The sequence below is a fragment of the Glaciihabitans sp. INWT7 genome (assembly GCF_014217685.1).
Taxonomy (GTDB): Bacteria; Actinomycetota; Actinomycetes; order Actinomycetales; family Microbacteriaceae; genus Lacisediminihabitans.
Window position 1 is genome coordinate 2,647,923 of the sequence record NZ_CP043653.1, and the last position, 12,585, is coordinate 2,660,507.

General features: G+C 67.2%; 12 protein-coding genes. 5 read left to right on the forward strand and 7 right to left on the reverse strand.

The features are described from left to right. Positions 1 to 9: 9 nt before the first annotated feature. The gene (locus F1C58_RS12765) at positions 10 to 609 is read left to right on the forward strand and encodes a DUF2064 domain-containing protein (protein ID WP_255461103.1); all 600 of its coding nucleotides are present in this window, start codon (positions 10 to 12) and stop codon (positions 607 to 609) included. Next, positions 606 to 1,283 carry a bifunctional 2-polyprenyl-6-hydroxyphenol methylase/3-demethylubiquinol 3-O-methyltransferase UbiG gene (locus F1C58_RS12770; protein WP_185201460.1) on the forward strand — a complete coding sequence of 226 codons (678 nt, stop codon included), beginning with the start codon at positions 606 to 608 and terminating at the stop codon, positions 1,281 to 1,283. Before F1C58_RS12765 ends, F1C58_RS12770 begins: the two co-directional genes overlap by 4 nt. Here F1C58_RS12770 and F1C58_RS12775 read toward each other — a convergent pair. After that, positions 1,229 to 1,708 carry a hypothetical protein gene (locus F1C58_RS12775; protein ID WP_185201461.1) on the reverse strand — a complete coding sequence of 160 codons (480 nt, stop codon included), beginning with the start codon at positions 1,706 to 1,708 and terminating at the stop codon, positions 1,229 to 1,231. The genes F1C58_RS12770 and F1C58_RS12775 overlap by 55 nt on opposite strands. Beyond that, complete coding sequence (locus F1C58_RS12780; RefSeq protein WP_255461104.1) at positions 1,708 to 2,952, reverse strand: molybdopterin-dependent oxidoreductase; 1,245 nt, start codon at positions 2,950 to 2,952, stop codon at positions 1,708 to 1,710. Before F1C58_RS12780 ends, F1C58_RS12775 begins: the two co-directional genes overlap by 1 nt. Positions 2,953 to 3,127: 175 nt before the next feature. Here F1C58_RS12780 and F1C58_RS12785 point away from each other — a divergent pair, with 175 nt between their 5' ends. The 3 genes from F1C58_RS12785 to F1C58_RS12795 all read left to right on the forward strand — a co-directional run bounded on the left by F1C58_RS12785 (position 3,128) and on the right by F1C58_RS12795 (position 7,153). Next, on the forward strand, positions 3,128 to 4,555 hold the full coding sequence (locus F1C58_RS12785; RefSeq protein ID WP_185201463.1) for a glycosyltransferase family 87 protein: 1,428 nt from the start codon (positions 3,128 to 3,130) through the stop codon (positions 4,553 to 4,555). A gap of 259 nt (positions 4,556 to 4,814) precedes the next feature. Then, positions 4,815 to 5,489: a hypothetical protein gene (locus F1C58_RS12790; RefSeq protein WP_185201464.1), complete on the forward strand. Its 675-nt coding sequence runs from the start codon at positions 4,815 to 4,817 to the stop codon at positions 5,487 to 5,489. Positions 5,490 to 5,596: 107 nt separating this feature from the next. Then, entirely contained in the window at positions 5,597 to 7,153 is a 1,557-nt protein-coding gene (locus F1C58_RS12795) for a glycosyltransferase family 39 protein (RefSeq protein ID WP_185201465.1), read from the forward strand. A gap of 10 nt (positions 7,154 to 7,163) precedes the next feature. Here F1C58_RS12795 and F1C58_RS12800 read toward each other — a convergent pair whose 3' ends face one another. Genes F1C58_RS12800 through metG form a run of 5 tightly spaced genes read right to left on the reverse strand, consistent with a single transcriptional unit; the run spans position 7,164 to position 12,541 of the window. Next, entirely contained in the window at positions 7,164 to 8,099 is a 936-nt protein-coding gene (locus F1C58_RS12800) for a 4-(cytidine 5'-diphospho)-2-C-methyl-D-erythritol kinase (RefSeq protein WP_185201466.1), read from the reverse strand. 33 nt (positions 8,100 to 8,132) lie between these two features. Then, positions 8,133 to 8,975 carry a 16S rRNA (adenine(1518)-N(6)/adenine(1519)-N(6))-dimethyltransferase RsmA gene (gene rsmA, locus F1C58_RS12805; protein WP_185201467.1) on the reverse strand — a complete coding sequence of 281 codons (843 nt, stop codon included), beginning with the start codon at positions 8,973 to 8,975 and terminating at the stop codon, positions 8,133 to 8,135. After that, complete coding sequence (locus F1C58_RS12810; protein ID WP_185201468.1) at positions 8,972 to 9,940, reverse strand: TatD family hydrolase; 969 nt, start codon at positions 9,938 to 9,940, stop codon at positions 8,972 to 8,974. Before F1C58_RS12810 ends, rsmA begins: the two co-directional genes overlap by 4 nt. Positions 9,941 to 9,993: 53 nt before the next feature. After that, on the reverse strand, positions 9,994 to 10,932 hold the full coding sequence (locus F1C58_RS12815; protein ID WP_185201469.1) for an NADP-dependent oxidoreductase: 939 nt from the start codon (positions 10,930 to 10,932) through the stop codon (positions 9,994 to 9,996). 16 nt (positions 10,933 to 10,948) lie between these two features. Then, the gene (metG, locus tag F1C58_RS12820; RefSeq protein ID WP_185201470.1) at positions 10,949 to 12,541 is read right to left on the reverse strand and encodes a methionine--tRNA ligase; all 1,593 of its coding nucleotides are present in this window, start codon (positions 12,539 to 12,541) and stop codon (positions 10,949 to 10,951) included. Positions 12,542 to 12,585: the final 44 nt, after the last annotated feature.

Here is a 12,585-nt window from a genome sequence, read left to right on the forward strand (position 1 = left end):
CCGGGTCGGGTGAAAACACGTCTGCATCCCCCTCTCAGCCTCGAACAGGCCGCCACTCTCGCCTCGGCAAGCCTCGCCGACACCGTCCGGGCGGTGAGCACTCTGGATGCCTCCCGACGAATTCTGCTCTTCGATGGCAACCTATTGCCCCTCGGCTCCGAACCATACGACGTGATACATCAAGTGAGCGGGGATCTGGATATGCGTCTCGGAGCGATTTTCGATGAATGCGAGGGCCCGACGGTCCTCGTCGGCATGGACACACCCCAGCTGGATGGCTCGATGCTCGAGCCGCTCTTCGACGAATGGCCCGCCGATACCGACGCCTACCTCGGGTTCGCCAATGACGGCGGCTTCTGGACCATCGCGATGGCCGACCCAGACGGCTCGCTCATCCGAGGCGTCCCGATGTCGCGAGACGACACGGGGACGCTGCAGCTCGACCGCCTCACGCAGGCGGGGCTGAGGGTGCGGATGTTGCCGGAGCTCGTCGACGTGGACACCATCGACGACGCCCGCCTCGTCGCCGGCCTCGCCCCGCACACCGAATTCGCCCGCACGCTGGCCTCCTTCGAGAACAGCACCACAGAGACGGGAGCGGTCCGATGAGCGACGCGGCCTTCGCCACCTTCGGATCCGGCGGTGCCGAGCCTTACGCTCGAGCCCTTCGACTGGACGACCAGGTGCTCTATCTCCGCGACGTCGACTCCGACTCGCTCACCCCCTCACGGGCCATGGATGTCTCGCGCTGGAACGACGCTGCTGATGCCGCGGACCTCGGCCTCCTCGACGGTATCCACGGTGCCGTGCTCGATATCGGCTGCGGACCGGGCCGTATGGTGCGCGCCGCCATGCACCGGGGGCTCACCGCCCTCGGCATCGACGTCTCTGAGACCGCGGTGGAGATCGCCCGCGAATCCGGTCTGATGGTGCTCAACCGCTCGGTGTTCGAACGCCTTCCCCGGGAGGGGATGTGGGGCGCCGCCCTGCTCGTCGACGGCAATATCGGTATCGGCGGAGACCCCTCCGCACTCCTGCAACGCTGTGCAGAGCTGATCTGCGCGAATGGCGTGATCGTTGTCGAGGTGCACGCCGAGCCCACTCGCGACCACATGTACGACGGCACTGTCGTCGACATCAGCGGCCACCAGAGCGATGCATTCCCGTGGGCCGAGATCGGGGTGACCGCGCTGGTGCAGCGCGCCCAGCGGATCGGGCTGCGCCTCGATCAGGCCTGGGAGACCGACGGCCGGTTCTTCTGCCGTCTCGCCAACGCGGTGTAGCCGATCACGGCGAGAGCCGTGAGCACCACGATGACGGCCCAGAGGATCACGAGCGATGGCCCGTAGTCGAGCGGCAGCACCGTGGGGTTCTTCGAACCGATGGACTTCTTGTACGCCGCCGGCAGCACGATGATCGCGAAGACCGAGCAGATCACCAGTCCGGCCTGGACGATCGCGAGCGCGGCGATCGGCAGCGCCCGACCGGCCTTGCGCAACAGGAACGCGACTCCGAAGGTGACGAACGCGATGATGCCGTCGTGCACGATCAGGGCGAGGACGAACCACAGGGCTACGCCGGCGATCTTCACCGGCTTCACGGTGTCGATCAACACGAAGGCGCCGAGCAACAGCAGCAACACCCCGATCACCACCAGCCCGGTGCGCCACGCCCTCATCGAACCGGTTTGCGCCAGATCTTCCCGCATCAGATCACCTCGAGTTTCGACAGCCACTTGGTCTGAAGCACCCCGGGGCGGCCGGGAGCGATCATGCGGGCCGGGTAGCCGTGATCCATGTTCAGGGGATCCCCGTTGAGCTCCAGCGCGACGAGGGTGAGTTCGTCCTGCGCGAATTCATGGCCCATCTCGGTGACCCGATATCCGCCCGCCTTTTCGAGGCTGGTGAGCCGCAGGTCTTCATCGGGATGCGCGCCGACCGCGTCGAGCAGGTCGCGGAGGCGCACTCCGCGCCAGGAGGCCATCTGGCTCCAGCCTTCGACACAGGCGATCGGAAGGTCGACACTGTGCAGCGTCATGGACTCGAGATCCGCGCGGGTGTAGGTCTTGACGACCGAGCCGCGACTCACCGAGAGCGCCCAGTCTGCGCCGGTGTCGGCATCCGTCACCTGGGCCGCCTTGGCGGTGCGGTTGATCGGCAGATCGTTCGGGCCGACGAAATTCTTTCGCGGGCCGAAGACGTTGATCGCATCGAGCACCCGGAACGACTGGCCGGCCGTCAGCGCGACGACAGCTGCGGTGGCCACGCCGACCGTGGCCACGAATCCGCGGCGGGAGACCCGCGCCTGCTTCGGAGTGTCGACCCGGGGAGGTGCGCTGTCGATCCAGTCGAACAGCCGGCCGGTGAGACCGTCGACGCGGCGAGAGATCGGGCCGACGGGTTCCGCAGTCGTGTCCGCGAGTTCGGCAGCGACATCCGCGGGCGTGAGCGGCAGGTCCTCGTCGTCGAGCAGCAGGTTCCCCTCGGAATCGAAACTGCGGGAACGGGTCCAGTACCGGGAGATCACCGGCAGCTTCACCGCGATGTGGAGGGCGAGCGAGCCGATGATCACGAACGAAAGGGCAAAGTGGGTCTGCTTGAACGGGAACGGGAACGGGTACCACTGGTAGGTGTTCAGCAGGCCGGTCACGATCTGCACGAGGGACGATGCGACGAAGATGGCGATCGACGCCCGCTCGAGGAACCCGACGAAGTTCTTGATCGGCGGCGTCTGGAACAACTCGGGGAAGACGACGTAGAGCTTGGCGAGGATGAGCGGGAAGCAGGCGATGCCCGCGGTGATGTGGATGCCCTGGCTCAGTTGGTAGAGCGTCTGCGGCCGAGTGGGGAACACCATCCACGGCAGCGGCTCCTGCAGAAAGTGGCTGTAGAGCCCGGTGCCGAAACAGACGAGGAAGGCGATTCCGAGCAGGCGTCCGAGCACGACGGCCATGCGTGGGTTCCTCGACGGCGTCGAGAGAGCCCGCCGGAGTTCGAGCAGGAGACGGCGCATTCCCTTATTTGAGCATCCGGATGCCCTCCGCCGCGCCGATCAAACCTTACGGTTCTGAAACGGCACCGGCCGGGCCGCATGGATCCGGTGCCCGGTTCGGGCAGGATGAGGGGCGATGAAGATCGCTGCCCCTCCCCGCTCCGCCCTCGTCTCCACAGTGCTGGCCTGCGTCGCCGCCGCGGCACTGGCCGCATTGACGGCGTATTCGGTGACGGTTCTCGGATACTTCGACAGCGCCCATCCCACCGCTCTGGTGCTCTGCACTGTCGGCCTCTGGGCGCTCTTCGCCCTCGCGATCCTCGCGCTTCGCCGCGTGCCGACCCGGCCGGCGATCGCGATCGTGCTCATCGGCTCTGCGCTCATCGGTGGGGCCGCGATGGCCGGCCCGCCGAACACGAGCACCGACTCGGCCCGGTACGCCTGGGATGGAATCGTGCAGAACGCCGGCATCTCGCCGTACCGCTACGTGCCGGTGGACGATGCACTCGGCGACCTGCGCCCGGAATGGTTGTTCCCGGCACCGCTCGAGAACGCGGACGGCACCCATCGCTGCATCGAACCGCGCACCCACAAGACCTCGTCAGTGCCGAGCGGCATCCCCCTCTGCACGGCGCTCAACCGCTCGAAGGTGCCCACCATCTATCCGGCAGCCGCAGAGATGTTCTTCGCCGGCGTTCGCTTCGTCACCGGGCCCTCGGCCGAATACTGGCCCCTGCAGCTCACCGGCCTGCTCATGAGCATCGCGATCACGGCGATGCTCATCGTTGCGCTGCGTCGGCGCAACCTCGACCCCCGGTGGGCGGCACTCTGGGGATGGAGCCCGATCGTCGCGACCGAGGCCATCACCAACTCGCACATCGACATCCTCGGCACCCTCCTCGCCCTTGTCGCCACCCTGCTGGTGGCCCGGGGCCTGCGCTTCCGTGGGGGGATCGCGCTCGGCGCCGCGATCGCGGTCAAACTCATCCCCGTGATCGCCGCCCCCGCTCTGCTCCGCCGTCAGCCATGGAAGGTGATCGTCGCCTCCATCGTCACCTTCGCGGTGCTCTACATCCCCTACGTGCTCTCGACCGGCATCGCCGTGCTCGGCTACCTGCCGGGGTACCTCTCTGAGGAGGGCTACAACAACGGCAGCCGCTTCACCCTGCTCACCCTCTTCGTGCCGAAGACGGCCTCTCTCGCTGTGGCGGCCGTGCTGCTGCTGATCACCGCGGTGCTGGTGTGGTGGAAGACGAATCCGGATGCTCCGTGGCTCGGGCAGCTCATCATGATCGGCACCACACTGCTCATCGTGTCGCCGCGGTACCCCTGGTACGCCCTCTTGCTCGTGCCGTTCATCGCCTTGAGCGGCCGCTGGGAATGGTTCGCCGTGCCTCTTGCTCTCACCGTGAGGCTGCTCATCCCCAACCACGGGGTCTCCCAAGTGGCGATCGCCACGGCCATCGTCGTGATCGTGGCGATGGCGCTCTACCGCACCGGCCTCGAGGGGCGTGCGCGACTCCGCCACCCCGTGAGGCTGCTGCGTGGGGCATCCCGCTCGTAACTCCTCCGGCGGGTTCGGTCCCTCCAGAGGGCCGGATACGAGTTCGAGTGCCGAGTTTCTTCGACGGTGTTCGGCGGAATGGTCTCGATGGGATTTGGTGAAAACCCCGGGATTCCGGGCTTTTTGCCTGGACGTTTGCTGGGAAATATAACGGAAAGATAACAGCCGGGGTCATTTCCAAACCCTTTGGCGAGGGGGGCCGAACCAATACCCAGAACCGCTTGTCACCAAGGGCAAGCGAAAACCTAAGGATCACATCATGCGTAAATTCCAGAAGGCCACAGTCGGAATCATCACCGCCGGACTCCTCGTCGCAGGCCTCGCCGCCTGCTCGAGCACCACGAGCAGCGACACCTCCTCCAGCCCGAAGGCCTCCTCGGCTCCCGCCGTGCAGAAGCCGCTTGCCTCCATCCCGAGCCTCACCGGTGTCGACACCGCTGTGCTCCTCGACGCGGGCTTCGCTTCGGCGCTCACCACCCTCGGCCTCACCCCCGGAACCGTCGGAACCGCGACGCTCACCGACGGCAGCCTGCACTTCCCCATCACCGGTGGAAACGTGGACTACTACGACCCGGCCAAGAAGCTCCGCCCGTACGTCCAGGGCACCATCAAGCACGAGGGATCCGGCTTCTCGCTGACCGCTGGTGACACCACGGTCGAGCTGACCAACTTCACCATCGACCCGGGCAAGTCCCTCCTGTACGGTGACGTCTCGGTCAACGGCACCTCCGCCGCGACCCAGGTCGACCTGTTCGACCTCTACGGTGGAACCCTCAAGCCGCTCCAGATGGACGGCAACAACGCCATCCTCACCGGCACCACGGTTCACATCTCCGCTGACGCCGCCGGCCTGCTGAACAAGACGTTCAACACGGACGCCGTCAAGTCGCAGCTGCTCGTCGGTATCGCGACCATCACGGTCATCGCCAAGTAATTACGATCTCCTGAAGAATGGCCCGCTGCGCATCGCGCAGCGGGCCATTCGGCGTATGTTTCACACTCGGTGCTCCGCACCCCGACCACTCCAGAGGAGGCTTCCCCATGGCGATTCTCGCTCGCGACTGCGCGACCTATCGCTCCGGACGCCTCATCCGACGGCATCCGGCCGTCGCCCCCGCGGCGATCGGCGGGTTAGCCTTTCTGCTGTCGGTTGCCTTCTCCTGGGTGCCCTCGGTCTGGTTCGATGAAGCGGCCACCATCTCCGCGACCCAGCGCGGCTGGCCGGAACTGTCGCGGATGCTCACGCACGTCGACGCCGTCCACGGCCTCTACTACGTGGTGATGCACCTCTGGTTCGATCTGGTCGGCTATTCGCCCTTCGCTCTTCGGCTTCCCAGTGCGCTTGCCATCGGAGCCGCCGCCGCACTTGTCGTCGTGCTCGTGCGGCGCTTCGCCTCTACCCGTGTCGCCGTGCTCTCGGGAGCGGTCTTCGCGCTCCTGCCCCGCGTCACCTGGGCGGGTACCGAAGGTCGCTCGTACGCGGTCACCGCCGCACTCGCGGTTGTACTCACCCTGCTGTTCGTCTCGGCCTGGCGCCGGGCATCCGCTCCGATTGCCGTGCGGATCGCATGGTGGGCCGCCTACGGGCTTCTCGCCGTGCTCGCAAGCACCACCTTCCTCTACCTCGTCTTCGTCGTGGCGGCGCACGGGGTCACTGCCGTCTGGACGCGACTGGCCGAGGGCCGGCCGGCACAGCGCTCCCTCATCGGCTGGGTCGTCTCCGCGGGGGCGGCGGCCCTCGTGGTCGCGCCGCTCGCGTCCGCGGCATCCCGGCAGTCGGCACAGGTCGACTGGATCGCTCCGATCGACGCCGGCACTTTCCACGCCGTCTTCGTCACGCAGTGGTTCCTCGGCAGTCCACTCCTGGCCGTTCTCGGCTGGGCGCTCATCCTGGTTTCCTGCTTCTCGATGTGGCGGCATCGACGCGATGGCGGGATCGCCGGCGAGTCATCCCGGCCCAGCCCGACCGCGGCATCCGTATTCCTGCCCTGGCTGATCGTGCCCACCGTCGGACTGCTACTGGCCTCGGTCACGGTGTCGCCCCTCTACTCACCGCGCTACCTCACCTTCTCCGCTTCCGCCGCCGCCGTTCTGATCTCGATTGCGATCTCGACCCTGCGGCGACGACGTCTGGTCGCCGCCGTGCTCGTTCTCAGCGCGGCGCTGGCCGCCCCGCAATACCTTCACCAGCGGATGCCCGAAGCCAAGCAGAATTCCTCCTGGAGCGAGGTGGCCGGTTTCATCGCCTCCCAACGATCACCCGATGCCGACGTTCCCCAGGCCGTGATCTACGGGCCAGTGCGCCAGCACAAGGCCGCGACCACCCGCGTGATCGCCTACTCCTACCCCGAGGCTTTCTCGGGGCTGATCGACGTGAAGCTCAAGACCCCCGCGGCCGAGACGGGGCAACTGTGGGAGACTCGATACCCGCTCGACGAGGTCACCGATCGATTCACCGGGGTGAACACCGTCTGGCTCGTGACGAGCGACAAGCAGGACTGGCGGCCGAGCGTCACCGCGAAGCTCGCGGACCTGGGCTTCTCCCTCGCCGAGGAACACGCGTTCACCGGCGTGAACGTGCTGCGCTTCGAGCGCTAACGGCTGCGGTTCAGGAGCCGATGAGCCGGGCGCCGTGCACCGGCCCGGTCGCCCGCACCACCGTCAAGCGAGCGGCGCTGAGGGCGATCTGCAGTTCGAGGGCCGCGTCGAGGTTGGCGGCGAGGAAGGCGACGGTCGGGCCCGATCCGGAGATCATCCCGGCGAGGGCGCCATTCTCCTCGCCGAGCTCGATGACCGCGGCCAGCCGGGGCTCGAGATGGAGTGCGGGCGCCTGGAGGTCGTTGTGCAGCACCTCCGCCAGCATGTGCGGATCCCCCGCGCGCAGGGCCTGGAGCACGTTGGCATCGACCTGTGGTTGCGTCGAGGCGGGGAAGATGTCCTGCGCATGCCGGTCACGGTGGCGATCGAGTTCGCTGTAGACGAGGGGGGTACTCAGGCCGAAGTCCGCGAGCGCCAGAACCCATTGGAAGCTGCCCTTTGCGAGAGCGGGGCTCAGCTGGTCGCCCCGCCCCGTTCCGATGGCCGTGCCTCCGGTGAACGCGAACGGCACGTCGGAGCCGAGCTGGGTCGCAAGCTCGAGCAGGTCTTCGCGGGTGAGGTCGGTGCCCCACAGGCTGTCACAAGCGAGAAGGGTGGCTGCGGCATCCGCCGATCCGCCCCCCATGCCCCCGGCGATCGGCACGTGCTTCTCGATCTCGAGATGCACGCCTCCCCGATAGCCGGCGCGATGCGCGAGAAGTGTCGCCGCCCTGATCGCCAGGTTGGACCCGTCCGTGGCGAGGGCGGACGTGTCGATCGGCCCCGTAAACGAGACGGAGAAGTCGTCGGCGGCGGTGGCGCGGATGTCCTCGTAGAGCGACACGGCCTGATAGGCCGTCGCCACGTCGTGGTATCCGTCGTCGAGCAGCGCACCGACCTTGAGGAACACGTTTATCTTGCCCGGTGCCCGTGCGTGCACCACCTTCGGAGCGGCCGCGGAGGTCATTACTCCAACCTAGCCGAAGCCTCGGAGCCCTCTTTACGCACCGGCGGAAACACCGGCGCGTGCCACCGCGAGGAAGTCCGCCACGGTCAGCTCTTCCCCGCGTGCGGTCGGTGCCACCCCCGCGGCCTCCAGCCGGGCGGACGCCGCGGAGCTGTCCCCCAGCACGACCGCGAGCGACTGCCGCAACATCTTGCGTCGCTGCTGGAACGCGGCATCCACGAGGGCGAAGGTCGCGAGCCGCTCCGTCTCCGTGCCGGGCAGCTCACCGCGGTCGAACCGCACCAGGATCGAGTCCACATTGGGCACCGGCCAGAACACCTGGCGGCTCACCTGACCGGCGGTGCGCCATTTTCCGTACCAGGCGGCCTTGATGCTGGGGCTGCCGTAGATCTTCGAGCCCGGGTCCGCGGCGATCCGCTGGCCGACTTCGGCCTGCACCATCACCAGCCCGGTCTGCAGGTGAGGAAAGTGCTCGAGGAAGTGCAGGAGCACCGGAACGGAGATGTTGTACGGCAGGTTGGCGACGAGGCTCGTCGGGCGATCGGGCAGCTCGGTGATCGTCATCGCATCCTGGGTGATCACCGTCAACGGAGCACCGGGCTGCAACTGCTCAACGGTGATCGGAAGTTGTGCCGCGAGACGTGTGTCGATTTCGACGGCCACGACGGATGCCCCGGTCTCGAGCAGTCCGAGGGTGAGCGAGCCGAGCCCCGGGCCGACCTCCACAACGCTCTGGCCGGAGACGATGCCCGCGGCCCTGACGATGCGGCGAACGGTGTTGGCGTCGATGACGAAGTTCTGGCCGAGTTTCTTGGTCGGCTGGATGCCGAGCAGCTCGGCGAGGTCGCGGATCTCCGCGGGCCCGAGCAGGCTCACGCGAGGTCGGACGAGTCGATGGCCTCGTCGTAGGGCGAGCCGAGGTCCTGGGTGACCGGTTCCGCATCCCACATGCCGTAGACCAGCTCCGTGTTCGAGGTGATCTGGGCGGCGAGCAACGCGACGTCCGTGCCGAGATGGTCGGCCATGAAACGGAGCGTGGTGGGGATGAGGTACGGAGCGTTGGGGCGCCCGCGGTACGGCACCGGGGTGAGGAAGGGCGCGTCGGTCTCGATGAGGATCTGGCTGCGCGGGATCGCACTGAGCGCATCGCGGAGGTTGCCGGCGTTCTTGAATGTCACGGTGCCGGCGAAGGACAGATACCAGCCGTTGTCGGCGCAGAGCCTCGCCATGTCGGCATCTCCCGAAAAGCAGTGGAACACGGTCTTCTCGGGCGCTCCGTTGCTTCGCAGGGTCGCGATCACCTCGGCATGGGCATCCCGGTCGTGGATCTGCATGGCCAGCTCGTGCTTCTTGGCTATGGCGATGTGCGCCTCGAACGAGCGGTACTGCGCGCTGCGCCCACTCTCCTCCGTGCGGAAGAAGTCGAGCCCGGTCTCCCCCACGGCGCGCACCCGCGGCCGTCCGGCGAGTTCGTCGATCTCCGCGAGAGCCGCATCCAGCTCCCCCGCGGCCTCGTAGCGGGGAGCCTCGTTGGGGTGGATGGCCACGGCGGCGAGCATCCGCGGCTCACGTGCGGCCATCTCTGCAGACCAGCGCGAGGTCTCGAGGTCTCCGCCCACCTGCACGACGCCGCGCACGCCGACGCTGGACGCGCGGTCGAGTTGTTCGCGGTAGTCGAGCGCTTCCTCGCCGTCACCGATCTCGAGGTGGGTGTGATTGTCGTAGACGCCCACAGTGAGCGCGGGAGGCAACGGCGGATAGCTCAGGTCGCGGGTCTTGCCCTGCTCCGACGAGCTGTCGCGCTGCCGGATCGGGCCGTGGGATTCCTCGAGCGCGGACATCCCCGAATTCTACCCGGCGTGCCCTCCTCCGGCTGGCGGCGGAGCACGAAGGGTCACACCGAGTCGGCCGTGCTCACCTCGAGAACGATCTTGCCGAGGCCGTGTCCCGCTCCGAGACGCTCATACGCCGCGCGCACCCGTTCGAGCGGATAGCTCGCATAGACCGGGACTGTCAACTCGCCGTTCGCGACCAAGCGGGCGAGCTCGGTCAGCACCTCCCGCGGCTCGACCGTCGACATGCCGTCGGTCTTCACCCGGAACTTCTTCTTCGCCGCGAAGTCGATGATCGTGTTGATGCGGTCCTTCGCAACACCCAGCTCGACCGCGACCGCAACGTTGCCGTCGCCGTGCGTATCGATGAAGGCATCCACCCCGTCCGGCACGATCTTGCGGATGCGGTCGGCCAGCCCCTTTCCGTACGCCACCGGGATCGCGCCGAGACTGCGGAGGAAGGCGTGGTTCTCCTCACTCGCGGTTGCCACCACGGCGGCTCCGGCGAGCACAGCGAGTTGGGTGGCGATGATCCCGACCCCTCCCGCCGCCCCGGCCACGACCACGGTGTCGCCGGAGCGCACATCCACTGCGGCGATGCAGGCTCGCGCGGTGGTGCCGGCGACGAAGAGGCTCGCGGCCTCGTTCCAGCCGACCGCATGAGGCTTCGGGATGACGCGGCTCGCGTCGATCGTCACGACTTCGGCCTGCGCGTTGCGCCCATCCGAAAAGCCGATGACCTCGTCACCGACGCGCGGGAAGTCGACGCCCTCACCCACCGCCGTGACCACGCCCGCGAAGTCGCTGCCCTGGCCTTCGGGGAACTGGGCCGGGAAGGCCTCGTGCATCCGGCCCTCGCGGATCTGGATCTCCCCCGGGTTGATGGCGGCGGCCACGACCGCGACCTGCACCTCGCGCCGGCCCGGCGCCCGGGCATCCACCTCGACGACCTCGAGCACCTCGGAGCCGCCGTACCTGCTGAACTTCACGGCTTTGGGCATGCTGTGCTCCTTGGGGTCAGGTCGTGACTGCGGTGTCCGGCTGTTCGATACGGGGAAAAAGGGACGCGGGAAGCGGGGAGACCGAGGGTCCGCCCTCCCACTCGGAGGCGGTGCGCACGTTCTGGTCGGCCACGGCTCCGGTGCCGCCGAGCGCCGTCCAGAGCGTGGCCGCGGCATCCGGGATCACCGGGGAGAGCAGCACGGCAAGGGTGCCGAGGCCGCGCACGATGGTGAAGAGCACCGCGTCCAGCCGTTCGGCATTCGCCGGATCCTTCGACAGCGCCCACGGTTCCTGGATGGTGATGTAGCCGTTCAGGTCGTCCACGAGCGTCCAGATCGAAGCGAGAGCCTCGTGAATCGCCAGTCTCTCGATGGCGGCATCCGCTTCCGCCGTCACGCGGAGGCCGGTGGCGAAGATGGCCTGGTCGGCGTCGGAGAGTTCGACCCCGGTGGGGATGACTCCCCCGCGGTAGCGCGTGACCATCGCGATCACGCGCGAGGCCAGGTTGCCGAAGCCGTTGGCGAGCTCGGCCTGGTAGCGCGCGGAGAGGTCCTCCCAGCTGAAAGAGCCGTCCTGCCCGAAGCTGATGGCGCGCATGAAGTAGTAGCGGAACGCGTCGACGCCGAAGGTGTCGGTGATCTCGGACGGCGCGATGCCGGTGAGCTTCGACTTGGACATCTTCTCGCCGCCGACGAGCAGCCAACCGTGGCCGAACACGCGGCGGGGAACGGGGAGTCCCGCAGCCATCAGCATCGCGGGCCAGATGACGGCGTGGAAGCGGGCGATGTCCTTGCCGACCAACTGCACTGCCGGCCAGCGTCGCTCGAAGTTCTCGGTGTCGGTGCCGTAGCCGATCGCGGAGATGTAGTTGAGCAGTGCATCGAACCAGACGTAGACGACGTGGCTGTGGTCCCAGGGGATCTGGATGCCCCAGTCGAAGCTCGACCGCGAGATGCTGAGGTCGTCGAGCCCCTGCTTCACGAACGAGATGATCTCGTTGCGCACACTCTCCGGCTGGATGAAGTCGGGCTGCGACTCGTAGAGATCGAGCAGCTTCTGCTGGAAGTCGCTCATGCGGAAGAAGTAGTTCTTCTCCTTGAGGATCTCCACCGGACGCCCGTGGATCTTGCAGACCAGCGTGCCGGCGAAGTCGCCGTCCGCGGTCTCCATGAGATCGTCGAGCTGTTTGTACTCCTCGCAGCCCACGCAGTAGTAGCCCTCGTATTCGCCGGAGTAGATGAAACCGTCGTCGTACAGCTTCTGCAGGAAGATGGTGACGGCCTTCTCGTGGCGCTCGTCGGTGGTGCGGATGAAGTCGTCGTTGGCGATGTTGATCGTCTTCAGCAGCGGCAGCCAGGCATCCGCGACGAGCGTGTCGGCCCACTGCTTCGGGGTGGTGTCATTGGCCACGGCCGTGCGAAGGATCTTCTGGCCGTGCTCGTCGGTTCCGGTGAGCAGCCACGTGTCATCGCCGGCCTGGCGATGCCAGCGCGCCAGAACGTCGGCGGCGACCTCGGTGTACGCGTGACCGATGTGCGGCACATCGTTCACATAGAAGATCGGGGTCGCGATGTAGAAAGAGTCGGCGGACTGGGATGCGGCGGGCATTCGATCATCCTAATTGGCGGCGGATGCTCCGGGGTCCTCGTTAC

Excerpts from the sequence above, each read along its gene's own strand:
- F1C58_RS12780 (WP_255461104.1), bottom strand. The coding sequence starts at position 2,952 with ATGGCCGTCGTGCTCGGACGCCTGCTCGGAATCGCCTTCCTCGTCTGT.
- F1C58_RS12815 (WP_185201469.1), bottom strand. The coding sequence starts at position 10,932 with ATGCCCAAAGCCGTGAAGTTCAGCAGGTACGGCGGCTCCGAGGTGCTC.
- F1C58_RS12795 (WP_185201465.1), top strand. The coding sequence starts at position 5,597 with ATGGCGATTCTCGCTCGCGACTGCGCGACCTATCGCTCCGGACGCCTC.
- F1C58_RS12770 (WP_185201460.1), top strand. The coding sequence starts at position 606 with ATGAGCGACGCGGCCTTCGCCACCTTCGGATCCGGCGGTGCCGAGCCT.
- F1C58_RS12775 (WP_185201461.1), bottom strand. The coding sequence starts at position 1,708 with ATGCGGGAAGATCTGGCGCAAACCGGTTCGATGAGGGCGTGGCGCACC.
- F1C58_RS12785 (WP_185201463.1), top strand. The coding sequence starts at position 3,128 with ATGAAGATCGCTGCCCCTCCCCGCTCCGCCCTCGTCTCCACAGTGCTG.
- metG (WP_185201470.1), bottom strand. The coding sequence starts at position 12,541 with ATGCCCGCCGCATCCCAGTCCGCCGACTCTTTCTACATCGCGACCCCG.
- F1C58_RS12800 (WP_185201466.1), bottom strand. The coding sequence starts at position 8,099 with ATGACCTCCGCGGCCGCTCCGAAGGTGGTGCACGCACGGGCACCGGGC.
- F1C58_RS12810 (WP_185201468.1), bottom strand. The coding sequence starts at position 9,940 with ATGTCCGCGCTCGAGGAATCCCACGGCCCGATCCGGCAGCGCGACAGC.
- F1C58_RS12790 (WP_185201464.1), top strand. The coding sequence starts at position 4,815 with ATGCGTAAATTCCAGAAGGCCACAGTCGGAATCATCACCGCCGGACTC.